General features: G+C 44.1%; 24 protein-coding genes. 10 read left to right on the forward strand and 14 right to left on the reverse strand.

All coding sequences use genetic code 11. The features are described from left to right. Positions 1-8: 8 nt before the first annotated feature. Entirely contained in the window at positions 9-1277 is a 1269-nt protein-coding gene (gene hutI / locus BUA75_RS09230; RefSeq protein WP_072874321.1) for an imidazolonepropionase, read from the forward strand. 18 nt (positions 1278-1295) lie between these two features. Next, positions 1296-2258, forward strand: a complete 963-nt coding sequence (locus tag BUA75_RS09235) for an agmatinase family protein (protein ID WP_072874322.1) — start codon at positions 1296-1298, stop codon at positions 2256-2258. Between the two features lie 22 nt (positions 2259-2280). Here the strand turns inward: BUA75_RS09235 and BUA75_RS09240 are convergent, their stop codons facing one another. Beyond that, a complete protein-coding gene (locus BUA75_RS09240) occupies positions 2281-3375 on the reverse strand; it encodes an NAD(P)H-dependent flavin oxidoreductase (protein ID WP_238413651.1) in 1095 nt (364 codons plus the stop codon). Positions 3376-3387: 12 nt separating this feature from the next. Then, positions 3388-4512 carry a zinc-dependent alcohol dehydrogenase family protein gene (locus BUA75_RS09245; RefSeq protein ID WP_072874323.1) on the reverse strand — a complete coding sequence of 375 codons (1125 nt, stop codon included), beginning with the start codon at positions 4510-4512 and terminating at the stop codon, positions 3388-3390. Positions 4513-4644: 132 nt separating this feature from the next. Here BUA75_RS09245 and BUA75_RS09250 point away from each other — a divergent pair, with 132 nt between their 5' ends. Next, positions 4645-5040, forward strand: coding sequence for an acyl-CoA thioesterase (locus BUA75_RS09250; RefSeq protein ID WP_072874324.1), 396 nt, complete (start codon positions 4645-4647; stop codon positions 5038-5040). Between the two features lie 63 nt (positions 5041-5103). Here the strand turns inward: BUA75_RS09250 and BUA75_RS09255 are convergent, their stop codons facing one another. From BUA75_RS09255 to trxA, 4 genes are all read right to left on the reverse strand, one after another. Beyond that, positions 5104-6543 carry a sodium:solute symporter family protein gene (locus BUA75_RS09255; protein ID WP_072874325.1) on the reverse strand — a complete coding sequence of 480 codons (1440 nt, stop codon included), beginning with the start codon at positions 6541-6543 and terminating at the stop codon, positions 5104-5106. Between the two features lie 3 nt (positions 6544-6546). Then, positions 6547-6735, reverse strand: coding sequence for a DUF3311 domain-containing protein (locus BUA75_RS09260; protein WP_072874326.1), 189 nt, complete (start codon positions 6733-6735; stop codon positions 6547-6549). A 22-nt stretch (positions 6736-6757) separates the two neighbouring features. Next, positions 6758-7942, reverse strand: a complete 1185-nt coding sequence (locus tag BUA75_RS09265; RefSeq protein WP_072874327.1) for a M20 family metallopeptidase — start codon at positions 7940-7942, stop codon at positions 6758-6760. A 284-nt stretch (positions 7943-8226) separates the two neighbouring features. Then, positions 8227-8547 (reverse strand): thioredoxin, encoded by a 321-nt coding sequence (gene trxA, locus BUA75_RS09270; protein ID WP_072874328.1) that lies wholly within the window; start codon positions 8545-8547, stop codon positions 8227-8229. 152 nt (positions 8548-8699) lie between these two features. Here trxA and BUA75_RS09275 point away from each other — a divergent pair, with 152 nt between their 5' ends. After that, positions 8700-9056: a winged helix-turn-helix transcriptional regulator gene (locus tag BUA75_RS09275; protein ID WP_072874329.1), complete on the forward strand. Its 357-nt coding sequence runs from the start codon at positions 8700-8702 to the stop codon at positions 9054-9056. Positions 9057-9142: 86 nt separating this feature from the next. On the opposite strand, the gene BUA75_RS09280 is transcribed toward BUA75_RS09275, so the two are convergent. From BUA75_RS09280 to BUA75_RS09295, 4 genes are all read right to left on the reverse strand, one after another. Then, the gene (locus tag BUA75_RS09280) at positions 9143-10342 is read right to left on the reverse strand and encodes an ornithine--oxo-acid transaminase (protein WP_072874330.1); all 1200 of its coding nucleotides are present in this window, start codon (positions 10340-10342) and stop codon (positions 9143-9145) included. A 150-nt stretch (positions 10343-10492) separates the two neighbouring features. Continuing rightward, the gene (locus BUA75_RS09285; protein ID WP_072874331.1) at positions 10493-11473 is read right to left on the reverse strand and encodes an aldo/keto reductase; all 981 of its coding nucleotides are present in this window, start codon (positions 11471-11473) and stop codon (positions 10493-10495) included. Between the two features lie 47 nt (positions 11474-11520). Next, the gene (locus BUA75_RS09290) at positions 11521-12387 is read right to left on the reverse strand and encodes a glycosyltransferase family 2 protein (protein ID WP_072874332.1); all 867 of its coding nucleotides are present in this window, start codon (positions 12385-12387) and stop codon (positions 11521-11523) included. Positions 12388-12672: 285 nt separating this feature from the next. Further along, complete coding sequence (locus BUA75_RS09295; protein ID WP_072874333.1) at positions 12673-13881, reverse strand: helix-turn-helix transcriptional regulator; 1209 nt, start codon at positions 13879-13881, stop codon at positions 12673-12675. A 327-nt stretch (positions 13882-14208) separates the two neighbouring features. Between BUA75_RS09295 and BUA75_RS09300 the strand changes: the two genes are divergently transcribed. Together BUA75_RS09300 and BUA75_RS09305 are read left to right on the forward strand one after the other, a co-directional pair. Beyond that, entirely contained in the window at positions 14209-15273 is a 1065-nt protein-coding gene (locus BUA75_RS09300) for a G1 family glutamic endopeptidase (RefSeq protein WP_072874334.1), read from the forward strand. 63 nt (positions 15274-15336) lie between these two features. Further along, the gene (locus BUA75_RS09305) at positions 15337-16512 is read left to right on the forward strand and encodes a S53 family peptidase (RefSeq protein WP_072874335.1); all 1176 of its coding nucleotides are present in this window, start codon (positions 15337-15339) and stop codon (positions 16510-16512) included. Positions 16513-16589: 77 nt separating this feature from the next. Here BUA75_RS09305 and BUA75_RS09310 read toward each other — a convergent pair whose 3' ends face one another. From BUA75_RS09310 to BUA75_RS09325, 4 genes are all read right to left on the reverse strand, one after another. After that, positions 16590-17597, reverse strand: coding sequence for an LLM class flavin-dependent oxidoreductase (locus tag BUA75_RS09310; RefSeq protein WP_242650285.1), 1008 nt, complete (start codon positions 17595-17597; stop codon positions 16590-16592). Positions 17598-17779: 182 nt separating this feature from the next. Beyond that, on the reverse strand, positions 17780-19393 hold the full coding sequence (locus BUA75_RS09315; RefSeq protein ID WP_072874336.1) for a sodium:solute symporter family protein: 1614 nt from the start codon (positions 19391-19393) through the stop codon (positions 17780-17782). A 229-nt stretch (positions 19394-19622) separates the two neighbouring features. Beyond that, positions 19623-20342, reverse strand: a complete 720-nt coding sequence (locus tag BUA75_RS09320) for a 3-ketoacyl-ACP reductase (RefSeq protein WP_072874337.1) — start codon at positions 20340-20342, stop codon at positions 19623-19625. Between the two features lie 30 nt (positions 20343-20372). After that, a complete protein-coding gene (locus tag BUA75_RS09325; protein WP_072874338.1) occupies positions 20373-21395 on the reverse strand; it encodes an NADH:flavin oxidoreductase/NADH oxidase in 1023 nt (340 codons plus the stop codon). A gap of 284 nt (positions 21396-21679) precedes the next feature. Here BUA75_RS09325 and rnz point away from each other — a divergent pair, with 284 nt between their 5' ends. The 4 genes from rnz (at position 21680) to BUA75_RS09345 (ending at position 25532) form a co-directional block, all read left to right on the forward strand. Then, positions 21680-22597 (forward strand): ribonuclease Z, encoded by a 918-nt coding sequence (gene rnz / locus BUA75_RS09330; protein ID WP_072874339.1) that lies wholly within the window; start codon positions 21680-21682, stop codon positions 22595-22597. A 109-nt stretch (positions 22598-22706) separates the two neighbouring features. Continuing rightward, positions 22707-23714, forward strand: coding sequence for an extracellular solute-binding protein (locus BUA75_RS09335; protein ID WP_072874340.1), 1008 nt, complete (start codon positions 22707-22709; stop codon positions 23712-23714). Between the two features lie 8 nt (positions 23715-23722). Beyond that, complete coding sequence (locus BUA75_RS09340; protein WP_072874341.1) at positions 23723-24502, forward strand: ABC transporter permease; 780 nt, start codon at positions 23723-23725, stop codon at positions 24500-24502. Next, positions 24495-25532 carry an ABC transporter ATP-binding protein gene (locus tag BUA75_RS09345; RefSeq protein WP_072874342.1) on the forward strand — a complete coding sequence of 346 codons (1038 nt, stop codon included), beginning with the start codon at positions 24495-24497 and terminating at the stop codon, positions 25530-25532. Before BUA75_RS09340 ends, BUA75_RS09345 begins: the two co-directional genes overlap by 8 nt. Positions 25533-25845 lie beyond the last annotated feature (313 nt).

Genomic DNA, 25845 nt, shown 5'->3' on the forward strand with positions numbered 1-25845 from the left:
GTTTTGGCATGACAGAGAGAGTATTCGATTCATTAATTGTGCACGCTCAAGTCGCTACCATAGCCGGTTCTGCCCCCCACTGCGGGAGCGCCATGCGTGAAATAGGACTATTGAACGACGCAGCCGTAGGCATCATAGATGGCAATATTGCTTTTGTGGGCAGCAGCCAAGATGCTGCAGCGCTGGAGACCAAAGAGTGTCTGGATGCTCGAGGCAGACTGTTGACGCCTGGTCTCGTCGATCCACACACACATCTTGTGCACAGCGGATCGCGCGAAAATGAACTGGCGCAAAAGCTGGCCGGTATCCCTTATTTGGAAATTTTGCAACAAGGCGGGGGTATTCTTTCGACCGTCCATGCTACACGCAGAGCAAGTCGGGAAGAACTCATAGAGCAAGCACTTCGCTCCTTGCGAACGATGCTCCTCTGGGGCACAACAACCGTAGAAGCGAAAAGCGGTTACGGTCTAGATGTGCCCACTGAACTGCTGCAGTTGCGTGTGGCTCAAGAGTTACGGAAGTTGCAGCCTGTGGAAATTATTTCAACCTTCCTTGGCCCACATGCCATACCGCCTGAATATCAAGATCGTCCGGATGCTTTTTTAGAACAGATGATTCAATTACTGCCAGCCATCCAAACTGAGCAGTTGGCTGATTTTGCCGATATTTTTTGCGAACATGGTGTATTCAGTGTGGTACAAAGCGAAAGATTTTTGGAAGCCGCTCAAAAAGCTGGTTTCGGATTGAAAATTCACGCTGACGAAGTCGAACCGCTGGGTGGTGCGGAACTAGCCGCTAAACTCGGAGCTGTTTCTGCTGACCATTTATTAGCAGCCAGTGAAAACGGTCTGCGGTCATTGGTATCAGCTGGCGTCATACCTGTACTGTTACCCGGAACTTCCTGGAACTTACGTGCCAAGCCTGCGCGCGCACGCTTTCTTATAGATACGCTTCAAGCCCCCGTGGCACTGGCTACAGATTATAATCCTGGCAGTTGTCCGACAGAATCGTTGCAATTCATTATGGCTCTGGCAGCCAATGAACTGCGCATGACGCCTGAAGAAATTTTGACAGCTGTAACCATCAATTCCGCACATGCCATTCGCCAAGCTCATCGCGTAGGCTCTATTGAAGTAGGTAAACAGGCAGATCTCTGTCTATTCAACGCGGACAATCCTGCCTATTTGGTCTACCACTTTGGTATCAACCATATAGCAGATGTTTGGAAAAAAGGCCAACATGTGGTGGTAAACGGTCTTTATATCGATAATCCTTGATTGGAGAGAAAAATACTTATGATTCGCGGTGTAGAAAAAGCAGACACTCGCTTTCGTGACCATCTTGATCAAAAAGTTATGGACTGGATACGTCCTTATGACGAATCGATTGAATTCGACACAGCGTTACTTGGAGCCCCACTATCCAAAACATCCATCAGCCACTCTGCGGCCTTTCGCCTGCCAGACGCTATTCGTTCTCTATTTCAAACTTTTACTCCCTTTTCAATTCACCATCGTCTGGACTTGAGCGAACATTTACGTTTGGTAGACATGGGAAATATCCGCATGCATTTGACAGACTTAAACGCTTGCTTGGAAGCCATTGAATGGGCTTGTCTCGATTATTGGAAACAATTTCCTCATCAACGTTTGATTCTTTTAGGTGGCGATCACGCAATAACCGGGGCATCGCTGCTCGGATTGGCTCAAGCTCGACCGGGAAACTATGGAATCCTCCATTTTGACGCGCATCATGATGTGCGTAACTTGCAAGATGGCGGACGCAGCAATGGCACTCCATTTCGTACGGTACTAGAGTCGGGGAATTTTAAGGGCAAAAATATTGTACAGATTGGTATCCAGGATTATGTAAACAGCCGGATCTATCATGAGTACGTTCTGCAACACGGAGTAACAGTCCACAGCGCCCGGCAAGTGCGACATACTGGGCTGATGACTTTAATCGAGCAAGAAGTAAATCGATTGCGTAAGCAGGTGGACGCTATCTACGTCAGCTTTGACATGGATGTCATAGACCAAAGTTTTGCGCCCGCTGTACCAGCGCCGAGCAGCGGTGGTCTGGATATGTGGCAAGCAATTGAAGCCCTGGAATGGCTCGGCAGCCAGCCAGACGTTATAGGTTTCGATCTCGTTTGTATTGACCCAGAACGCGATGTGCGTGACTTGACTGTGCGTGCTGCTACGACTTTATTAATGAGCTTTCTGACAGGGCAGGCACTCAATTCATCCACGAAATAAAGCAAGCATTGTACTTGGACTTTTATAGGAAACTGCGGGCAATCTTTCCCCAGTCGTCCAATCGGTGTAAGGCGTCTTGCCAGGTCTCGCTTACGAGTTCTGCAGCATGACGCCTGCGTTGCAAACGAATTCCTTGTCCGGCCCAAAGTGACATATAGTCCACATTTCCTATTTGTGCGGCACGATTGCGAATATCGCGAGTCCACTCGTTCTGTATAGGATACGGCAACGTGGCATCTTCCAAATCAACCAGTTCATTCATCATTGCCGTGATCAAACCACGAGCAGATTTTCCTGAGTAAATTTTTGTCAAACGCGTATCCGTTTCTTCAGCTTGAAGAAGTTTTTCTTGATAAGCAGGGTGTGCTCCACTCTCATAACAAGTCAAAAAAGCCGTTCCCATTTGAACAGCTTGCGCGCCTAGCAAAAATGCGGCCGCCACACCTCTGCCGTCCATCAAACCTCCTGCGGCTATGACCGGGATTTGCACAGCATCCACCACTTGAGGCAATAGAGCCATGCTCCCTATACAAGCCTCTTCCACAGCATGATCAAACGTACCACGATGTCCGCCAGCTTCGTAGCCTTGCGCGACTACTGCATCCACACCGGCTTTTTCCAGTTGTTCAGCTTCATGCACACTTGTGGCCGTACCTATCATATAAATCCCTGCTTGTTTACAAAGATTTATCCATTCTTGCGATAATCGTCCGAATGTAAACGAGAAAACAGGAACCCCTTCATTGATGACAACTTCCATTTGTTGTTCAAAAAGTGATTCCTGACTCTGAGGCCATTGGGTTTGCTCGGCAAGTCCCAGTCTAAGGCGGATCTTTTGAAGAGCTTTTTCCATCTGCTGACCATGCTCTTGATGAATCGATCGATTATTTTTTTCTGGAATAAACAAATTGACCGCAAACGGTTTTTCTGTTTGTAATTTCGTTTGGCGAATGGCATCACGCAAATCGCCAGGCTTCATATATCCAGCTCCAAGCGTTCCTAGACCGCCAGCATTGGAAACCGATGCTACCAATTGAGGAGTCGTAGGTCCTCCTGCCATACCAGCTTGAATGATAGGAATTTGAATGCCAACTTTTGTTATCCAATCGATTCCCAAAACATCTCCCCCTTACATGACAACTACCAATCTACTAGCTTCACCGCCAGCCAGTTCATCAAATCCTTGATTGATATCTTCCAATGGCATTGTTTTGGAAAGCAACTTCTGTACAGGCAGCAAACCTTGTTCACAAAGTTGAATGAAGCGTGGAATATCACGCGAGGGGATACAACTACCTACATACGAGCCTTTAATTGTTCGTTCCTCAGCAGCAATTGATACCTGTGGAATAGAGAACATGTGATGAGGATGAGGTAATCCAGTAGTAACTGTGGTCCCTCCTCGACGTGTAATCTGATAAGCATTGACCAAGGCAGTAACCACGCCAGCCGTCTCAAAGACAAACTCCAAGCCACCACCAGTTTCTTCTCTGACAAGTTCAACCAGATTGTCCAAACGAGCGTCGTACGTATGCGTAGCACCAAGCTCGCTTGCAAGAGCTAATTTAGCCGGCTGGGTATCAATGGCTATCATTTGGCGAGCTCCCGCCAACCGTGCTCCCATCAACGCTGAAAGGCCAACACCTCCCAGACCAACCACAGCAACACTCGCCCCAACAGGTAAACGGGCTGTGTGAATAACCGCCCCTACTCCGGTCATGACAGCACATCCAAATAGAGCTAATTGAGAAAAAGGAAGTTCTGTCTCCACAGGGACGATAGAATGTTGCGATAACACGGCGTATTCAGCAAACGCTGAAACTCCTAGATGATGATGGAGTACATTTTTCCCAGCATAGAGACGTCGACCTCCCGTCAACAACTCTCCCGCTCCATTGGCTACCGCACCTGGTTCACAGAGGGCTGGCCTGCCTTCGCGACATGGCGCGCAATGTCCGCAGCTTGGCACAAAAGCGCAGACGACTTTCTGTCCTGGACGAATATCTTGCACCCCCGCCCCGACTTCTATCACTTCTCCTGCCGCTTCATGCCCCAGTACCATAGGCATGGGACGTGGGCGATTACCCTCTAAAACAGATAAATCCGAATGACAGAGCCCGGCAGCATGAATTTTCACCAATACTTCCCCCGCTTGAGGCGGATGCAATTCTACTTCTTCAATAGACAATGGTTTACTCTGAGAATACGGTTTGGGTAACCCCATTTCTCGCAAAACAGCGGCACGCATTTTCAACTAGATACACCTCATTTTGAACTTTTTATCTTTTTTCTATTCCATAAAAAGAAAACTTACTTATCAAATTTGCCTTAGTTAAAGCAAAGGTTAAAATCATCCATAGAATGGCGATGAGGAGCGATAAAAACAATGTGGAGAACCATCATTCAACCAAGAGTCTCAGAAACCGACGGTTCAGGACATATCAATAATACCACTATCCCTGTTTGGCTTGAGGCTGGAAGAGAAGAACTGTTTCGTCTCTTTACACCCAACTTATCCTTTGCTGATTGGAAGATGGTTGTAGCTGAAACGCGTATCCGTTATCTCAACCAAATTTTTTATGGTAAAAAAGTAGAAATCCGCACAGCCATTGAACGCATTGGCAACAGCAGTTTGACCCTCAACGAAGAGATTGAGCAGGAGGGCAACCTCTGTGTCACTGCGACAACTGTCTATGTCAACTTTAACTTTATCCATCAAAAAAGCGAACCCATTCCTGAAACTATACGCCATCAATTATTAGCACATCTCATTGAAAAATAATTTTCACAACCCAAAAGCGGCCGATCCAATCTCGGCCGCTGAATTGGCAAGTCTATAGAAACCTTACATCCCTGTGTTGACTTGCGCAGGAGATAAACTTTTCTGACGTGTCGCAACAGAAACCAAGAGTACAACCAGCATATTGACGAGGAGCGCCCAAAAACCTGTATTGGCTCCCCAAAGAATGGATTGTTTAGTGAGCGTAAAGTAGACCACCAAAACCACTCCTATGACGATCCCGCTGAAAGCCCCTGCTTTTGTCACATTCGATGGAGCAAATAAGGTCAAAAGCACAGTGGGGAAAAATTGAGAAACAAAATTGTATCCCATGAGTAACAGCGCAACGATTGTAGCATTGCTATGAATGGAAAAAAGAAAAGTGACAATGGCTACCAACCAAACTACAACACGCGCCACCCGTTGCACCTGTTGAGAAGAAGCATTCTTAAAGCATGGTTTGTAAAGATTTTCTGCCACAAGTGTCCCTGCACACATCATCATGAGTGAACCAGGCACAATCGCTGTCAACACACCTGCGCTACCTATCACACCAACAAGCCAAGCCGGAAATGTCTTTTGGACTGCAGCCAGCAATGCTAGGTTAGTATTTTTAAGACCAGGTACAATCCATATGGCAGCAAACCCTGCAAAGAAGACAAACAATAGAATCAGTTGATACAGCGGTAAAAAAGTAGCGTTTCTTCGAAAGATTCGTTCATTTTTAGCGGTATAAACCGCACCAAAAGCATGTGGCCACATATAGAATCCGAGTCCTGTCAAGGCAACTGTGGAGAGAAACCAAGGAATTCCCATGCCATGTTGCCCAAGTGTTAAAAATCCAGGCTTCTCTTGATTTATATGAACCATCAATTGATGTAAGCCACCAGCACGAATGGGTAAAGCAATACCTACAACTAGAACAACTGCCAGAATGAGTATATCTTTTAATACAGCTGTCCATGCCGTACCATAAATGCCACTAACGGTTACATATATCGCCAACAGAAACATGGCTATAGCAATAGCCACCCATTGAGGCAAAGCGCCATACGAAGCCATTTGAACAATCAGACCAAGCCCTGTCATCTGTGACTGAAGATAAGGAATAATAGCGACAACTCCCACCAAAGCAACTAAAACACCTAAAGCAGGGCTATTGAATTGACGAACAAAAAAATCTGGTTGAGAAATGAGTTGATGACGTTTGGCATATCTCCAAATAGGAGGCAAGAGAAAATATGAGAACAAATAGGCTACTGCTCCATAAGCCAAAATATAGACTGTTGGACCACCTGTTCCATAAGCCCATCCACTGCCACCAAGAAACGTAAACGTAGTGTAAATTTCTCCTGCCAACAAAAGAAAAACAAAAAGAACTCCAAATCTTCTGCCGCCTACCGACCATTGTTCCATATCCAAACGTTTTCTTTTTTTCGATAAAAGCGCCAGACATAGTGCCACCAACATGGTTGCAAATATGAGAATGATGGGAGCTTCATGCATGCTCTATTCCTCCTTATTGGCCGGATCGAAATGATATATGACAGCCATACAAACAGAAGTGAAAAGAATAGCCATCACCATGTAAAAGAAGAGAAATGGCATACCTAGTAAAATAGGATAAACATGATTGACAAAAAAAACGCCTCCAAAAATTACAATAATAGGTAAACAAGCTAGCCAACGAATGGCCATTTTCACCCCTCCTATTTGGTTATCAATCGACCATTGTACGTAGAACTATACTGACAAACGCCTTGACCCCTACTGGTAGGGAATCCTCGTCAATCGTAAATCTGGGATGATGATGCGGATATATAATTCCTTTTTCCACATTTCCAGCCCCCACATTAAAGAACGTACCTGGCACCGATTGCTGGTAAGCTGAAAAATCCTCTCCCCCCATATGCTGTTCTCCTTCAATGACAGTCTCATCCCCAAAAACTTCAATCAGCACGGCTCGAATTTTATCCGTCAATGGTTCATCATTGACCACAGGATGATATCCTTCTTCATAGTGGAAAGAGTAGGTTGCACCATGTGCACTACAAATCCCAGCGACAATCTGTTCCATCATCTGTGGTATCTGTTTGCGCAATTCTGCCTGAAAAGTACGTACCGTCCCATTTAATTCAACTTTCTCAGGAATAATATTATGAGCTGTACCCGCATGAAACTGCGTCACAGAAAGAACAACTGGTTGTAATGGATTTATTCTGCGTGAAACAATCTGTTGCAAATCGGTGACCACATGGGCAGCCGTAAGAATCGGATCGACCACAGCTTGAGGCATAGCGGCATGACCCCCCCGGCCTTGAATGGTAATATGAAATACATCTGGGGCTGCCATAAACGGCCCGGATTTAATGGCAATCTTGCCCACTTCAAGCGGCGACCAAAGATGTAACCCTATAACAGCCTCTACATGATCCAAGACACCAGCAGCCACCATTTGTGAAGCTCCACCTGGAAACAATTCTTCAGCATGCTGAAAAAGAAAGCGAACTTCCCCATGCAATTCGGACTGCAATTCACTCAAAATCCTCGCTGTACCAAGCAAAATGGCAGTATGTCCATCGTGGCCACAAGCGTGCATAGTCTCCGGCACTGAAGATATAAAATCAAATTGATTTTCTTCTTGAATAGGCAAAGCATCCATATCGGCTCGAATCGCCAGTACCGGACCAGGATGTGCTCCTATAAGGCGAGCCATGACACTCGTAGGTGTAGGTCTAGAAAGTAGCAAATTAGGAAACTGAACTAGCGTGTCATAGACAAATTGAGATGTTTTCTTCTCTTGAAACGACAGCTCTGGATTTCGGTGTAAATGTCGTCTCCAACGGATTAACTGATCTCGCATGGAAGCAATCATATCCGATAATTCTGATATTTCTACAGACATTCCAACGCCTCCCTACTGATTTTAAAATTCTGCTTGACTCAAATGCCCTATAGACAAGATTGACAAATATAGAATGATAAGTACGATCACGACAAACCAAATATGTACGCACTTTTTTGAAAGTAGAAATTCCATATGTACTGTGGAAAAAAGTTTCATACTCTATCTGCAAAAAAGCGCAAAAAACTGCCGACTTGGCAGTATCCATCATGTACACCCAGTCGGCAATAGAAATTTATTTCTAATCACACATGCAATCTTATAGAATTTTTTTAAAGGAAAAGTTAAGTAAGTACGCTAGATAATTCCGCCACTAAATGTTCTTTGGGACGGAAACCAACAACTGATTTGCTTACTTGACCATTTTCAAATAAAAGCAGCGTAGGGATGCTCATAATGCCAAATTGACTTGCGGTTTGGGGATTTTCGTCCACATCAAGCTTAGCCACAATCAGTTTATCAGCATATTCGTTAGACAATTCCTCCAGTACAGGAGCCATCATGCGACATGGACCACACCACGCCGCCCAAAAATCAACAAGAACGGGTTTGCCTTGTTGAAGCAACGAAGCAAATGTTTGATCAGTAACTTTCTGTGTAGCCATTTAGAAAACTCCTTTCTCAGTTCAACGTTATCCTTCACAATAGGGTTAGTTTGTGTAATTTGATTATTTTTAGTAACCTAATATCATACTATATAATTTAATTACTTTTGTCAAGCAGATATGTTAAGATGAATCTATCGAGGTGATGAATCATGCAGGAATATACTGTCTGTCCTAAATTTGAAGAAGCTTTCTCGCTTTTGGGTAAGCGCTGGACAGGTCTTATTTTGCGATCCCTGCTGGATGGAGCCAAGCGCTTTTCAGAAATAGAAGAATCTATTCCTGGAATGAGTGCGCGTATGCTGACAGAAAGATTTAAAGAATTAGAGAACGCTGGAATTCTGGAGAGGATTGTTTATCCGCAAACTCCCGTTCGTATAGAATATAAACTTACCGAAAAAGGCCGCGATTTAGCGCCAGCTCTGGAATCCATTCAAGTTTGGGCTAACAAATGGTGCAAAGGGCAACAGGAGGATCATACAGTTCCATCAAATAGCCAGAGAGCGTGAACTTAGATCGTATGTCGGGCTATATGAATCCATTGGATATCACTAACCCCCTAATAAACCATCCAGGGGGTTAGTTTTGATTTGACTTATTGACCGGCTTCCATGATCACTTTTTTTATTCTCTCTACAGCCCAATCAATTTCTTGTTTTTGAATAATAAGCGGTGGAGCAAAGCGAATGGTCATTTCATGTGTTTCCTTGCAAAGCAGACCTTCTTTCATTAACGCCTCACAAAATGGCCGCGCTGGTTGGGTTAACTCCATTCCAATGAACAGACCTCGCCCGCGCACTTCACGAATGACCGGACTTTGGCATTGCCGCAATTGTTCTAAGAAATACTCTCCTAATTCTGCAGAACGATTGGCTAACTTCTCCTCAACTATAACATCCAATGCTGCTACTGCTACGGCGCTCCCCAATGGATTTCCGCCAAATGTTGAACCGTGTGAACCAGGTTCAAAAACACCAAGTATTTCTCGATTTGCAGCAACAGCCGAAACTGGAAAGACTCCTCCGCCCAGAGCTTTACCAATGATGTACATATCAGGTGTAACATTTTCCCAATCACAAGCAAACATTCTTCCGGTTCGGCCCAGCCCCGTTTGTATTTCATCTGCCACAAACAACACCTGATGTTTTTGGCAAAGTTCATAAGCTTGTTGCAAATACCCTTTGGGCGGAATGATAATCCCCGCTTCCCCCTGAATAGGTTCGACTAAAAAGGCAGCCGTATGGGGTTGAATAGCCTCTTTTAATGCCTCAATATCTCCATAGGGTACAATACGAAAACCTGGTGTAAGCGGTCCAAATCCACGCTGATATTCTACATCTGAGCTAAAGGAAATAATTGTAGTCGTTCGCCCGTGAAAATTACCGCTTGCTACAATAATTTCTGCCTGATTTTCAGGTACGCCTTTGATATCGTAAGCATAGCGTCGAACTGCTTTAACAGCTGTTTCCACCGCTTCCGCACCTGTATTCATCGGCAAAAACATGTTTTTCCCTGTCAATTGAGCTAGTCGTTCATAAAGAATTCCTAGTTTGTCATTATGAAACGCGCGTGAAGTTAAAGTAATCCGATCTGCCTGTTCCTTTAGAGCATGAATAATTTTAGGATGGCGATGCCCTTGATTAAGCGCTGAATACGCACTCAACATATCCATATAACGTTTGCCATGCTCATCCTCAACCCAAACACCTTCACCTTTGACCAGTGTCACCGGTAAAGGATGATAATTATGTGCTCCTAACTGTTCTTCTAAGTCCATAGCCTTGACCGCCTGCATCAGACTGTCCCCTTTCTACATACGCAGCGCCGCCTATTGGCGGCGCTTGCGCCTATATACTCTATTCTATCGAATTCGCCCAAATTGTGTGAGAAAGATTGCAAATAATTTGCAAGACAAGCCGAAATGAAGAAAATCTTCAATCAAAACTTAACGAAATCCTAATACCGGATGCGGTACATAAAACTCTTCTAATCGTTTCACTTCTTCATGAGTTAGATGTACATCCAGTGCAGCGACAGCGTCCTTCAAGTGTCTCATCTTTGTAGCTCCAATAATGGGCGCGGTAATGCCTTCTTTTTGCAGGAGCCAAGCGAGTGAAATTTGTGCCATGGGTAAGTTTCTTTCCCGGCTGATGGCCTCCACAGTATCCACAATACGTTTGTCCGCATCAGCAGTTACCGCATATAACGACTTACCGAACTCATCCGTTTCCGAGCGTGCCGTTACCTCATCCCATTTGCGTGTCAGACGACCACGAGCAAGAGGGCTCCATGGGATAACCGCGACTCCGTCTTCTTTGCAAAGCGGTAACATCTCCCGTTCTTCTTCTCGATACAACAGATTGACATAATTTTGCATGGAAACAAAACGTGTCCAATGATTGCGTTCCGCCGCCCGTTGAGCTTTCATGAATTGCCAAGCATACATGGATGAAGCACCTATGTAACGAACTTTCCCAGCTTTAACGAGATCGTGCAAGGCTTCCATGGTTTCTTCTATGGGAGTTTGATAATCCCATCGATGAATTTGATAAAGATCAACATAATCTGTTCCCAAACGACGCAAACTCTGATCAATTTCATGAAAAATTGCCTTACGTGACAATCCCGCACCATTTGGACCCGAACGCATTCTTCCATGCACCTTAGTGGCAATAACCACTTCCTCGCGTGGAACTAAATCGTGCAAAGCTCTTCCTAAAATCTCTTCACTCGTCCCGTCAGAATACACATTAGCCGTATCAAAAAAATTAATGCCAAGTTCCAAAGCAAGTTTGATAAAAGGTCGACTTTCCGCTTCCGGCAATACCCAGCGATGATTACCTCGTTCCGGTGCACCATAACTCATACAACCCAGACAAATTCGCGAAACTTCAAGTCCTGTACGGCCAAATTTAACATATTCCATAAATCACCCCTCCGTCCCCGTTTCCTTCCATCATGAAACGTTAAAATTTAGTTTACACTCAAATATTCTTTATACTCAAATGGTGGCCAAACTGTAGAAGCGCGGTTAAGAAATAAATCGTCCCAGTTCAGATCAGAAAACCAGCCACTCCACTTACGGTTAAAGTAGTTCCAAGCAGTTTCTGTGAAATGATTTCCTTGCCCGACCAGTTGGACTGTAGAACGATTGTCATGAAATACAAACGTATCTAACGCGATGAGAAGTTTCCAAGATGCAATACGCAACCTGAGTGAATAATCAAAATCGTCCACCCCAAAAGTATAGAGCGGATCGAGCCCTCCCAACTGCTGGTGAGCGTAAGCATTGACCATCATGACAGCACCAATGAGCAGTTTGCTGGTTTCTGCCACAACTTCTTGACTTGACAATTGCTGATTGACTTTCGTCAGGAATACTTCATGTGCAGATGACCAAGGTTGCGCTAAATCTACGGGAATAGAACCAAAACGATGTAGAAAATCATGTTGGCCGCCTAGAATCGCGCCAAGCGGTCCTACAGCACCGACTCGTTCATCTCGATAGAAGTGCCGACACAAACGACTTGCCCACCCCGGACCTACATAGGCATCAGAATTGACATACGCCACATGATAGTCCTCAGGTATTTGCCTATAAACACGAGTCATAGCACCTGCATACCCTAAATTTAGGCGGTTTTCCAGAAGAGTAATCTTTTTTTCATATCTCTGTTGAAACACACGCAGCATCTCTAGACTGCCATCCGTCGATCCGTTGTCAACGATCCACAGTAAAAAAGGCAAATCTGTATTACGCAAGAGATGTTCGATGCAACGTTTTGTTTTTTCTCTCGTATTATAACTTATTACAATAATAGCCAAACGATCGGATTCCACATCTTCACTTCCTGTCCACCTTTATACTTCAGGGTATGAAAGAGGACCCGATTTTGAGCAGGACAAACAAGCCGCAACACCCCGAGCCAGAATAGCTCGTGGTGATTGCGGCATCCTTACAAATACACGAACTTGTCAAATAGAAAAATCAAAAAAGTTCCGTTAAAGAGCAAATGTAAAGGGTATTAAAGCCACGGCGGAGAAGGACCAATAAGCGGTGCAACTGTTACAATGGCGACTACTGCCAAGACCGAAGTGGCAACTATCCATTGGTTAAATAGACTTTTACGCATGACTGCCCCTCCTTTCAAGCAGACTAGCAAGCTGCAATAATTGTTTGGTGTCGTGATAATGGGAGACTTTTAAAAAACTAGCTGCATGCCTAAGTATTTCATTGGCCCTTTCTTCATTCTGAAAGGAAATATAAAACTCAGCTGCACCTAGCCAAAATAATCCCATCATGGAGCTCGACACCGAAAGAAATTCAAACGCATGTTGCGCCTCCTCACCCAGTCTGAAGTCTTTACTACCTGCCGCTATCAACAACTGTTCATGAAGCAACTCTGCGCGAACTTGATCAGATAATTCATCACTCTGCAATAACTCAAAAAGCGTTTGTTTAGCATGCATCCATTGTTTTTTTAGCCGATAATAAACGATTTCTGTATGCTTAATCGATCTGCGAAGTTTCAAATCTTGTAATAATTCAGCCAACTGTCTGGCTCTTTCAAAATACTCATTCACATAATCCAGCTCTTCTTTGCTCAAATACGCCGAAATAAGTCCTACCAATGACCATGCTTCTAAAAGTCCATGTCCAATTTCTCGAGAACGAGCAACTGCATTTTCGAAATAATAAATAGCGCGATCCCATTCACCAAGATTTTGAAAACCAGAACCTAAATTGATCTGCATTCGAATCCATCGTTCGTCAGAAGGGCCTACCAAACTCGCTGCTAATTGGGCAAAAGTGATAGACTGTTCTGTTTGCCCGAGTTCTCGAGCACATTTGCCAAGCACGGAAAGAATTTGGTAGGACTCGTCGCGATCGTGCGTAAATTCAGGATGGATTAAGAGTCCAAGAAGCGTATCTATCGCTTCTTGATTGCGATTCAATTCTGCCAAAACAATTCCTTTATGTTGTAAAATCTGAAAGAGATAACTGGTGTAATGATGGGAACGACAGAATAATAGTGCGGCTTCCCAACTTTCGAGAGCTTCTTCCCATTGCTTGCGCCGTTCATGTCGTTCCGCTTGATTCATCAGCGTTGCGAAAACCTGATTGTATCCCTCATTGTTTGAGTCAGGGAAAAAAACGGCAACTGATACATTTAATTTCTTAGCCAGCGCTGTCAGGATCTCAAACGAGGGCAACCGCTTATTGCTTTCATACTGACTAATGGTAGCCGATGTTATCCCCTCAACTACAATGTCGGTCTGCTTTAAGTGTTTTTCTGTACGTATTGTACGTAATATTTCACCGAATGTGGGCATTTTTTCACCTCCCAAATCGATAAATCTGCTTAACAAAATGATGACTACTTTTACAAACTATTTTCTCAACCGTTTATAAATCTTTAATAAATCTTTAGAATTCGCATTTTTCGTGTATTTTCCTCTTTTTTAGACTGAATTCACTGAATCACATCGACTGAAATGATATATCATTTAACATTTTGTTAATCAACTTGTTCTAGCAATCTTCTGAATATATCGGATAATAGAAACACGACCTACACAAAAGTAGAGTCGATAACCACTAGATAAGGCTAAAAGAAAAAGTTCATTTCTTTTAGCCGACCATCCAAAGGAGGCATAAATATGGAAAAAAAAGTTAAGCAGATGTTGATTGGCAGCAGTATGTTGGCTGGAATGGTCTGCATTCCTTTAGCGACAATGGGCGCCGCGGCTCCTCCAATTTTGTCCCATCCAGGTCCAATGACTATTCATCCAACTATGGTACGAAGTCTTGGAAATGGTGCCAAACAATACGAATTTACCGTAGATGGAGCTGTTAACACTATCACCACCCCACCGATTGATTTTCATCCACTAACTGCGAGTAATACTGAATTAAAAATGTATGGATTTCCAACCCGACCAACGAATCCTGCACAACTTGCAGTTTGGAAAAAAGCAATGTCTGCCTGGAAAGCATCTCCCGCTCCTGTAATTACCGTTACTCAAATTTACAATCAACCTCTGCACAAACTCTCCCGTCAAATGCACAATACAGCAGAATCCTCCAATTGGTCCGGATACTATACAGACTCAAGCTACAATCAATGGGATGCCGTACAGGGGACATTTGCACAACCTACCGATTACTCTACATCTGCTAATAAATTCGAATCGAGTTGGGTTGGCCTCGGCGGAGTGAATTCAGGGGCACTGATTCAGGATGGAACACAAATGAACGCAGGACAGTATGGAGCTTGGTATGAATATCTGGGTAACGGGGGTTTAGGGGTACCGGAGATTAATTTTAATAATATCACCGTCAATCCAGGCGACGAGATGTACACGTTTGTGTCCTACAATCCTAACAATGGACAAGCCCAATTTTATGTAGAGGACGAAACGAACGGAACATCCCAATCTGCCACGGTCAATTTAGGTTCTGCTTACTATGATGGATCAACTGCGGAATGGATTAATGAACGTCCAGAGATTAATGGAAGCCTTTCGCAATTAGCCAATTATGGATCTCAAACCTGGACACAAGCCCAAGCCTATAACGCATATACAGGAAATTGGGAAAATCTTGGAGATGACAACAACAGTGGAATTGATATGTATGATTCCAGTGGTCAACTGTTATCCGGAGTAGGTTCTTTACTCTCTTCGACGTCCTTTAATGCCACATGGTACGCAAGTGGAAATTAATCCAATTTTCTAAACGAAAATATCCCATATAAATAACTTACATCTTAATGAGGTGGCAGAAAAATGGGAATTAAAAATTGGAAATTACCTATAAGCTTATTCTCTTTAAGCCCTCTCGCTCTTGTCGGAATTGCTTCGCCACAAGTCAGTGTTCATAAGCCCGTGTGGGAAGCCCATCCTCCTATTCACATTCGAGGCAATGCAACATCTTCTTATCAATCAGGATATACCCCTTTACAGATTAAAACAGCTTATGGCATAAACAGCACATCCTATACCGGTGCGGGAGAAACCGTAGCGATTATAGACGCGTATGGCAGTCCAACAATCCAAAGCGATTTGAATACATTTGATTCTCAATTTGGTTTGCCAAGCGCCAATGTAACGATTGCTTATCCTGATGGAACACCGAATAAAACTGACAGTGGTTGGGCTTTAGAGACTTCCCTTGACGTCGAATGGGTACATGCTTTAGCACCTGATGCCAAAATCCTATTAGTGGTAGCCAAATCAGCTTCTACATCCGATTTAGTTAATGCTATTAACTATGCGTCTTCTCATGGGGCTCAAGTGGTTTCCAATAGTTGGGGTGGTTCCGAATTTTCAGGTGAAACAAGTTACGACAGCGATTTTCAACATCAAGGGATTGTTTATACCGCCTCTGCAGGTGATAGTGGAGCTGGTGCAGAATGGCCAGCCGCTTCTCCTTACGTCCTCTCTGTCGGTGGCACAACTCTAAATCTAAACAGCAATGGTACATGGCAAAGCGAGACAGCTTGGTCAGACTCAGGCGGAGGGACCAGTCAATATGAGTCCCGTCCAGCTTATCAAAACAACTGGCAATCCGTCGTAGGTACGCAACGTGGTATTCCTGACGTGGCTTGGGATGCCAATCCAAGTACAGGTGTTGCTATCTATGACAGTACGCCCGATCAAGGACAGTCAGGTTGGTTTGTAGTTGGCGGAACCAGTGTTGGAGCTCCTAGTTGGGCAGCCATGATAGCATTGGCTGATGAGGGAAGAGTAGCTGCCGGTAAAAATCCATTTTCCAACATTCAATTAAATACCGATCTCTATAATCTTGCGGGTACAACAGATAGCACTGGATACGAAACTTACTTTCACGATATTACTTCCGGCAGTAATGGCAACCCAGCTTTACCCGGTTACGACTTGGTCACTGGGATTGGCAGTGGGCAAATGAACAATTTGCTAGGCGCGCTTGTTTCAGCTCCATGATGTAACCGTAAGCCAATATGCGTTGCATCATTGGCAAAAATGCCAATGATGCAACGCGATACATAACCGCCAACAAACTATTGCAATAATTTGCCCAGCCGGCGATAAGATTCTACTCTTGCAGAATGACTATAAATAGACGAACTGATAATAATTTCATCCGCTGATGTTTCTCTAATGAAGTCTAGAATCTTTGCTTCAACTGTAGAAAGAGTTCCAATAAAAGTATACCTTGCTCTTTCCTCTAACGCTGCCTTTTCCATTGGATTCCACAGTTCATCTATATTCTCCACAGGTGGTGGCAGTTGACCAGGTTTTCCTCTGATTAAACTGAGCACCTGCTGCTGCATGGAGGTAGCCAGGAATTTTGCCTCTTCATCACTTTCAGCGACAATCACATTTGCACCTACCATTACGTATGGCTTAGCTTCAGCTGATGAAGATTGAAAGAGTTGTCGATACTGTTGAATAGCATACAGCAGATAACCTGGAGAAAAATGACTAGCAAAAGCAAAAGGAAGTCCAAGTCGCGCAGCTAGTCTGGCACTGAAATCACTGGATCCGAGCAACCATATAGGAATGGACAATCCCTCACCGGGAATAGCTCGAACGCGCCTTTCTTCACCATGCGATTCAAAATACTGTTGTAATTCATTCAGCAATTCAGGAAAATCATCGCCATCTTGCTGTAATCCCCTGCGGATAGCCCGCATGGTTGCACGATCGGAGCCAGGTGCCCGTCCTAGACCGAGATCGATACGACCAGGAAACAATGATTCCAATGTTCCAAACTGTTCAGCAATCATGAGCGGAGAATGATTGGGTAACATAATTCCACCTGAGCCTACGCGAATCTTTTGGGTACCTGCAGCAATATGCGCAATAACCACCGATGTAGCAGAACTCGCTATACCGGGCATGTTGTGATGCTCGGCCAGCCAATAACGATGATATCCCCAATTCTCAACATGTTGAGCTAAATCCAAACTATTACGAAGGGCATCTGCTGCCGTATTTCCCTGCACGATGGGCACTAAATCCAAGACCGACAAACGGACACCAGTATCCGCAAATGTTTTAGACAACCTATATATCCCCCTAAAAATTTTCATAAAGATGAGATCATCAAGATAAAAAGCCGCCAGGGGCAGCTCTTCCAATAAATGAATTGTATTCTTTTATTTTACCCAATCGTTAAACGAACATCATCCCAAACGGCATATTTCTATCTTGTCAGAAAAATAAATCAGCGAAAAGTAAAGGAATTTCAGGAAAGAACCCTGTTTCCCATGGAAAACGGTACAGGGGAGGTATCCTGAATTCTTTCTGTAGACAGAACTGTCGCTAGGAAGAGCGTGAAAATCATCAGAAATAAATCCGCTCCTAAAAACGATTGAAAATGCAATTTGGGCAGATAAACTCCTAAAATTAGCAATGCCACACAGAAAAAGATAAATACAGCACTCCATCGACGTCTTGCTTTGACGGCTGTCCATTGTAAGTTGTCTCTGTTTTCGATGAGTGTTCCTAGCAAAATAACCAGCAATGACAGACCACTGCCTACCCACATAGGATTAATCCCGAAAGGAAAGACCGTTGCTGACAAACCTGTCACAGCATTCCATCCAAATCCAGCCAAAACTCCGGCAATCATCGAAAAAACTATAGTTTTTTCCCGTACGGCTGGCCAAAGCAACACAGATAAAGTAGGGCCAACAATCGCAGCATTGCGCAATGTTAAACCGAATACAGCCCACCAAGCAAGATCTCCCGGTCGCGCCAATGCATATAGAACAATCATCATTCCCTGAATCAACATGGACAAGCGAACCAAACGACGAATACGATCATGGTTATGGGAAAGACTCTTACGATTCAAGAGATCCAATCCTAAACTTGATGCTCCAGAAAACATTAGTGGCGCACACCAGATGAGCGCAGAAGCCCAAAATCCCAACCCTACCAAGACAATGGCCCAATGAGGTGCCACGATTTTTAAATAAGCAGGAAAAGCCAATAAGCCATTTTTTTGTAAAGGATGACCCATTCTTGCAGCCACACCTAGCCAAGCTGGTACTACGGCAAATGCAATTAAAACGACCGATGACAAATAAACTCCCATCTTGCCTTTCTTTACATTTTTAGCCGAAGCAATTGTCTGAAATTCAGCCTGAGCACTAACGGAATTTAAAAGATTCATGCCAAACCAGACTAATAAAGTGCTAGCACCAACCCCAAACAAATCGTGAAACGAAACAGGCAAGGTTTGAAGATGAGTGACATGAACCGAGCGTGTTCCCCGGAAACTAAAATATGCAGCGACACCTAGTCCAACCGTAAAAAGAAGCAGATTAGCTACCTGGACATAAGCCAATGACCACAGTCCACCAAGAGAAACATAGATAATCACCAACAAAGTCGTAGCAATCAATACGATAGGCAAACTCCAGCCAAGAATGACATGCAAATAAGAAGCAGCTGCCAATACATTTTTCATTGCAAAAATAGGAAATGTTATTCCAATCACAAGCGCAGCAACATCTCGAGCCTTGTTTCCGTATTTTTGACCCAACAAATGAGAACTTGTTAAATATCCGATATTACGGAAAGGTTTAAGCAAAAACGCTGCAACGACGAGAGAAGAAACAATGATTGAGACCCCATACCAAAGGGCAGAAATACCACTTTGATAAGCCGTATCTATCTCCACAGCAAACATGGATGAACCCCACATAGCGGTCATCATGATAAAAACGTTCCATACACCAAAACGCCGCCCACCATCCATGAATTGACTAGCAGTTTGGGCACGTCGTTTTGCAAATTGACTAAGAAGCAAAAGTAAACATGTATAAAGAAGAATCAAGAACAAAAAAAGCATTCCTGCACCCCCTCGGCGCTAAATCATTCCGATGTCATACTATATCGTTATTTATCCGAGTTTGTCAATCGGAAAAGTTTAAATTTAAGACTTTTTATTCATAAATTTTCATACCAAAAAAAGCTGCCCCGTCTGTGGTTTGACCACGATTGGGACAGCTCTGATTTTTCCAGGCCAAGCACTGGATTTTTTGCTGATCTGTAAGGATAAACAGAAAAATATACAAGCGTTATTGCGGATTTGTCGTCCAAATCCCTGCTAAATTGACAAAAGCGCGATCAGGCAGATTTAAAATGGAGTAAATGAGCTCGGCAACATCCTCCGGTTGTAACATCCTATCTTCCTCACCTATTTTTAAACCGATTGATTTCGCCATTTCTGTATTGACGGTGCTAGGTGTCAGCGCCGTTACACGAATATTGAATTTACGCGCTTCTTGCATTAAAGACTCCGTAAATCCAAGGACGGCAAACTTGGACGCTGAATAGGCGGAAGTGGTAGCATTCCCTTTCTGACCTGCCGTAGAGCTGATGTTGATAATGTTACCTGTATTGCGCTTCATCATCTCCGGCAAAATGGCGCGTGTAACGTAATACGTGCCAAATAAATTAACTTTGACAATCTGCTCCCATTCATCCGGATCCATTTCTGCCACCGTACCAAACTTTGCCATACCTGCATTATTGATGAGAATATCTATCGGACCGAGTGATTGTGTTAATTTCGCAACTGCCGAATTTATTTGATCCCGTTGAGCCACATCCGCACTGACAAAAGAGGTTTTGACATGGTAAGAGCGGGTTAATTCTTCACTCAGCGTTTGTAAATCTGTTTCATTACGGGCTAATAAACCCAAATGTACACCTTCAGCAGCCAATCGATGCGCAATAGCCCGACCAATGCCTTTTCCTGCACCAGTTACGAGTGCGACTTTACCTTTGAACTGCATCTTCATCATCACCCTATCTGAAATTCAAACTTAATAAGCACGTTCATACTGTTTAGGCACGTTGGGTTCAACACCCAGAGCCTTGGCAGCATGAGTGGCCCAATACGGATCGCGCAGCATGCCTCGAGCAATTGCCACCAAATCAGCGTCCTGATTGCCAATCACCGACTCAGCCAATTGATAATCTTCCAAAATGCCGACAGCAATCACAGGTACATTGAGTGCCTCTTTAATAGCACGCGCAAATGGCACCTGATAACCAGGATAATTGCCGGGTTTCCGTGCCCCTGGTCTTCCTTCCCCACCTGAACTGACATGAAACATATCCACGCCAGCTTCCTTATATCTGCGGCCGATCTCGATCATATGATCTAATCCATAACCGCCATCAACATACTCCACCGCAGAAACACGAATCAGCAACGGCATGTTGCTTGGCATTTCACTCTTGACCGCTTGAATGACTTCCACTCCAAATCGAGCCAAATCCTGACCATATTCATCGTCTCGATGGTTGGTATAAGGCGATTGAAACTGATGGATTAAGTAGCCGTGCGCCCCGTGTAATTCAATGGTATCAACACCTGCTTGAACAGCTCTGCGCGCACTTTGTCCAAATTTCTCCACCATTCTTTTGACTTCGTCTGTGGAAAGCGCTTTGGGAGTTTTATATCGAGGTCCTTCAAAAGGGATGGCCGAAGGCGCTACTGGCTGTACTGCATCTTCCGCTTTTCGGCCAGCATGGGCAATTTGAATGCCAATCTTCGAACCATAATTATGACAAGCATCAATAATTCGGGCAAATGCAGGAATCTGATCATCAGACCATAGACCGAGATCGTAATCTGTAATTCTTCCGTCTGGTTCTACATCGGTCATCTCAACCAAAATGAGCCCGGTACCGCCTATAGCCCGACTGGTCAAATGAGTATAATGCCAATCATTCGGTTTGCCATCCTTCGCAGTAACCGAATATTGACACATGGGTGCCATGACAATTCGATTCTTTAACTCTAACCCTTTTAATTGAAATGGGGTGAATAGATAGGCCATTTCTCTTCCTCCTTTAGGCGTTTCGCCACCCGTATAGGATATACTGTCGTATCTCCTATATCCAGAAAGATGAGTTCGCAACGCTTTTATCTGGCTGATGGATGAACATAACTTCCTAACCAATAGTCAGTATAATATATTTACACAGGAACTTAAAGTTTGCATCTATGCCTATACAGATGAGACTGACTACCATTGGAATCCTTCAGAATGAACAGTTCACTGGTTTGCCATACTCACTTTACTGGTAAACTTGCTCCAGCAAGGGAAAGGAGGATTGAGGTGTGGAACTTTATTTTTTGGGAACGGGAGCTGGATTGCCGAGCAAGCGACGCAATGTTTCTTCGTTGGCGCTGCGTTTAGAAAGTGAGCGATCTAGCTTTTGGTTGTTTGACTGTGGTGAAGGAACTCAACAACGTATGCTGAACTCGCCGCTCAGTCCTCAAAAATTAGAAAAAGTATTTATTAGTCATCTTCATGGCGACCATCTCTATGGTCTACCAGGAATGATGGCCAGCCGTGGTTTTCAAGGTGGAGAATCACCTGTAGTGATTTATGGTCCTCATGGCGTGGAAGATTTTTTGAAAACAGCGTTTTCTGTCAGTCACACTTATTTACCCTATCATGTTCAATTTGTCACGATTTATGATGGATGGTCGTTTGAGGATGACCAGTTCCAAATACATTGCAGAGTGCTCAACCACACTATAACTTCCTACGGATTTCGAATAGAAGAAAAAGAAAAACCAGGGAGATTGCGAGCAGAACAACTTCAACTGCTCGGTATCTCGCCTGGACCCCTGTATGGAGATTTGAAAAAAGGGTTAGACGTCAGACTCCCAGACGGCACCATTCTGCGTAGCAAAGATTACCTTGACCCACCCAGACCTGGACGCATCATTACTCTATTAGGAGACACCAGACCTACAGAAGTTTCTATTGATTTGGCTCACCAAAGCGATTGGCTTGTTCATGAAGGAACCTATCGACATTCAGATGCTCATCTTGCTCTAAACCATGGCCATTCCACGAATGTGGAAGCCGCCATGATTGCTAAAAAAGCTGGTAGCCAATGTTTAATTCTTACCCATCTGAGTGCCCGCTACAATGAAAAAGAATTACATGACTATTGGCAAGAGGCGGCTGCTATATTCCCCAATACTCTAATAGCGCACGATCATATGTCGATCCCGTTGTCATGATGAAAAAATCAGACCTCACCAGCACAACCATACATCTTAGCCTCGTTGCAAAAGAAGAGTTTTTATGGACAATTAGGAAGGAAGCTCATATTCATGATGAGGTGAATCTGTGAAAACGAAATCGAGATACTGGGCCATTCTGAGTACGTTGACTATCCTAACATTCGTGACGGGCTGCGGAACACATTCGCTTTCTTCTCAAACAAACCGTTCTACAGTCGCGAATCCAACCTCAGGGACAGCCAATGTGGCTTATGCTGGTTCACTGCAACTCGTGAATGACCAATTCATTGGACCTGCTTTCACAAAAGTTACGGGTATTCCTTACGAAGGACGTGGAGGAGGAGCACTTGGCGTAGCGCACCTCATTGCAAACAACGAAATCTCACCGAATGTTTTTGAAAGTATAGGAACTGCTCCTCTCGAGCAAATGGGAGCAAAGACGCCTAAATGGGCCATTGGATTTGCAAGCTCTCCGCTCGTTATTGCCTATTCACCGAATAGTCCCTTCGCCTCAAAATTGCAAGAGATTGCCGATGGCCAAAAGCCACTGCGTAATCTTTTTACCCTAATGGAGCAACCGGGATTTCATCTCGGACGGACGAATCCTGCAACCGATCCACAAGGGCAAGCGTTTATTCTCATGCTTAAATTGGCGGAGAAAGAATTTCATCTGCCTTCTGGAACGGTGCAAAAAATTATTGGATCATATACCAATCCCAGGCAATTATTTGCCGAAGAAGCCATTCTATCTCGTTTGCAAGCTGGACAATTGGACGCAACCAGCGCTTATTTACCTGAAGCCATACAGCATCACTTACCGTTCATCCGCTTGCCAGCTACCATCAATATGGGCGATCCGTCTGACAAGACTGTCTATGCCAGCGTTCACATGAATATAAACGGCAAAACCATTCAGGGAAAACCGATTGAAATCTACATCACTACTGTACCAGGCAACCCAGATCAGAAAGCAGGAGAAAAATTTATCTCCTTTCTTTTATCTAAACAAGGAATAAAAATTTACAAGAAAAACGGTTACTCGATCACCCCATTTCAAATTTGGGGGAACAAGCAAGATATTCCTGCGTCTATATATAGCGAAATCCAAGGATAGGTTCGTGAATGATGAAGAAATTGCGTTTGGCTCCATCTGTTGCAATTCTTGCTGGATGGTTATGCACAGCATTTCTTATCCTGCCTTTTGTATCGCTGCTACTTCATCTATCTTGGCGTAATATTTGGTCTGTCTGGATAGAGAGTGGTGGCACGCCGCTTTTTTATTCATTGTGGAGCACCGCTATCAGCTTATGCGTCACTCTTTTATTTGGTACTCCTCTTGGCTGGTATCTTGCACGCGGTCAGGGGATCCTATGGAAGGCTATAGAGATTTTATTATTGATTCCGCTGTTGATGCCCCCGCTCGTAATAGGTCTATTACTCGTCTATTTTTATGGACCATACGGAATTATGGGTCATCTCTTGACACACTTTGGACTCAGCGCAACCAATACGATTCTAGCCGTTGTTCTAGCGCAGTTATATGAATCTGTGCCATATTATGTGTTTGCCGCTCAAGCTGCTTTCAGTCAAATCGATATTAAATTTGAACGTATCTCTCTGTCTTTGGGTGTTTCACCATGGCAAACCTTGCGACGAGTGATTTTCCCACTTGCTCGTCCTGGACTTTTGATTGGTTTTGCTATGGCCTTTGCTCGCGCCATTGGCGCGTTTGGAGCCGTCATTGTAGTTGCTTATTATCCCAACACACTCCCCGTCAGTATATGGATTGCGCTGGAAGAACAGGGCCTGCCCAGCGCTTTACCATTAGCGCTGCTTTTAATTCTGGTAGCCCTCCCATTACCTTTGGCTACCGTGTTGTGGAGGAGAGTACACCATGATTGAATTGAGTTGCAAACTTCCACGCCATACATTCACACTAGATATTCGTTTACAAATTGAATCAGGAACAGTCTATAGTCTCTTTGGCCCGTCTGCTGCGGGAAAATCAAGTACATTACATGTCATGGCCGGTTTTGAGAACAGAATGCAACAAGCATATTTTTCTGTCGATGGCCAGGTTCTGCTTCAGGTAGGTGGAAAAAAAACCATCAATGTCCCTTCTTGGCAACGCAACATTATTCTTATAGAACAAGGTTCTTTACTTTTTCCTCATTTAACCGTTAAACAAAATATCTATTATGCTGTGAATCGACATCACCAAGACGAGTTAGAGAAATGGATAGAAGAATTCGGGTTGGCACCTTATTTGGATGCCAAACCCAAACAATTATCAGGAGGCTTGGTTCAGCGGGCCGTACTCGTACGCGCGTTTGCCAAAAGGCCAAGAATGTTGCTTCTGGATGAAGCCTTTTCTGCATTGGATGGACCACTTCGCCGTACTCTCCAAGGTGCTGTTATGGATTTACAAAAAGAACTGGGTACTACCATCATCATGGTCACGCATCAATTGTCAGAAGCTCAACGCATGTCTGACCGATTAGGTATTCTCCATAACGGTAAGCTGTTGCAAGAAGGAACACCTGAAGAATTGATGTTACATCCTCATTCCTGGCAAACCGCAAAGCTACTTGGCTACACTCACTTACTGGAAGACATTCGTGGACAAAAATTTGCTCTTCATCCCAATCGCGTATTACTTGGCAATCATCCACACTTAGGTCCTGTTCTGCAAGGTAGGATTCAACGTCGATTCTGGTATGAGGGAGAGTGTCGAGTAACCATAAAACTCATGGATAGGTCAGTTTATCCAGATGATTCAAACGTAGAAATATCCGTGCCTATAGACACGGATATTCAACCCGGAGAAATACAGCCATTTACTACCGTTCATCCCCCATATTTTTCACATGAATTTCTAATCTCTGAAAACATATTGCATATTCCGGAATCTCTTGGACAGGGATTCCGTTAAGTCTTGGACGTTAATTCCGAAAACTCTCGGCCCTCTATTCCAATAACTCTTGGACACCAATTCCGAAAAGTCTTGGACAGATAATATCCTCGTTCAAGGCCTTCCCACTTCGCTCCTCCAAATCGTCTGTGTGGGCTACCAAGTCAAGCAGGGAACTTACCCCTTTTGTCGGATTTTGTTGTATCCGCGAAAGGAGGCACTGTCTTGGCTGAATGGAGGTTGCCCATGCCAAAGCTCAAGGAAATCTTACGTCTGTACCATGAAGGAGGAATGAGTCGTCGAGCTATCGCCGCCAGTCTAGATATCTCACGTA

The sequence above is a fragment of the Alicyclobacillus tolerans genome (genome assembly GCF_900142255.1).
Classification (GTDB): Bacteria; Bacillota; Bacilli; order Alicyclobacillales; family Alicyclobacillaceae; genus Alicyclobacillus_I; species Alicyclobacillus_I tolerans.

Excerpts from the sequence above, each read along its gene's own strand:
- BUA75_RS09325 (WP_072874338.1), bottom strand. The coding sequence starts at position 21,395 with ATGGCCTATCTATTCACCCCATTTCAATTAAAAGGGTTAGAGTTAAAG.
- trxA (WP_072874328.1), bottom strand. The coding sequence starts at position 8,547 with ATGGCTACACAGAAAGTTACTGATCAAACATTTGCTTCGTTGCTTCAA.
- BUA75_RS09305 (WP_072874335.1), top strand. The coding sequence starts at position 15,337 with ATGGGAATTAAAAATTGGAAATTACCTATAAGCTTATTCTCTTTAAGC.
- BUA75_RS09315 (WP_072874336.1), bottom strand. The coding sequence starts at position 19,393 with ATGCTTTTTTTGTTCTTGATTCTTCTTTATACATGTTTACTTTTGCTT.
- BUA75_RS09275 (WP_072874329.1), top strand. The coding sequence starts at position 8,700 with ATGCAGGAATATACTGTCTGTCCTAAATTTGAAGAAGCTTTCTCGCTT.
- BUA75_RS09265 (WP_072874327.1), bottom strand. The coding sequence starts at position 7,942 with ATGTCTGTAGAAATATCAGAATTATCGGATATGATTGCTTCCATGCGA.
- BUA75_RS09255 (WP_072874325.1), bottom strand. The coding sequence starts at position 6,543 with ATGCATGAAGCTCCCATCATTCTCATATTTGCAACCATGTTGGTGGCA.
- hutI (WP_072874321.1), top strand. The coding sequence starts at position 9 with ATGACAGAGAGAGTATTCGATTCATTAATTGTGCACGCTCAAGTCGCT.
- BUA75_RS09295 (WP_072874333.1), bottom strand. The coding sequence starts at position 13,881 with ATGCCCACATTCGGTGAAATATTACGTACAATACGTACAGAAAAACAC.
- BUA75_RS09250 (WP_072874324.1), top strand. The coding sequence starts at position 4,645 with ATGTGGAGAACCATCATTCAACCAAGAGTCTCAGAAACCGACGGTTCA.
- BUA75_RS09320 (WP_072874337.1), bottom strand. The coding sequence starts at position 20,342 with ATGCAGTTCAAAGGTAAAGTCGCACTCGTAACTGGTGCAGGAAAAGGC.
- BUA75_RS09345 (WP_072874342.1), top strand. The coding sequence starts at position 24,495 with ATGATTGAATTGAGTTGCAAACTTCCACGCCATACATTCACACTAGAT.
- BUA75_RS09285 (WP_072874331.1), bottom strand. The coding sequence starts at position 11,473 with ATGGAATATGTTAAATTTGGCCGTACAGGACTTGAAGTTTCGCGAATT.
- BUA75_RS09260 (WP_072874326.1), bottom strand. The coding sequence starts at position 6,735 with ATGGCCATTCGTTGGCTAGCTTGTTTACCTATTATTGTAATTTTTGGA.
- BUA75_RS09280 (WP_072874330.1), bottom strand. The coding sequence starts at position 10,342 with ATGCAGGCGGTCAAGGCTATGGACTTAGAAGAACAGTTAGGAGCACAT.
- BUA75_RS09300 (WP_072874334.1), top strand. The coding sequence starts at position 14,209 with ATGGAAAAAAAAGTTAAGCAGATGTTGATTGGCAGCAGTATGTTGGCT.
- BUA75_RS09235 (WP_072874322.1), top strand. The coding sequence starts at position 1,296 with ATGATTCGCGGTGTAGAAAAAGCAGACACTCGCTTTCGTGACCATCTT.
- BUA75_RS09340 (WP_072874341.1), top strand. The coding sequence starts at position 23,723 with ATGATGAAGAAATTGCGTTTGGCTCCATCTGTTGCAATTCTTGCTGGA.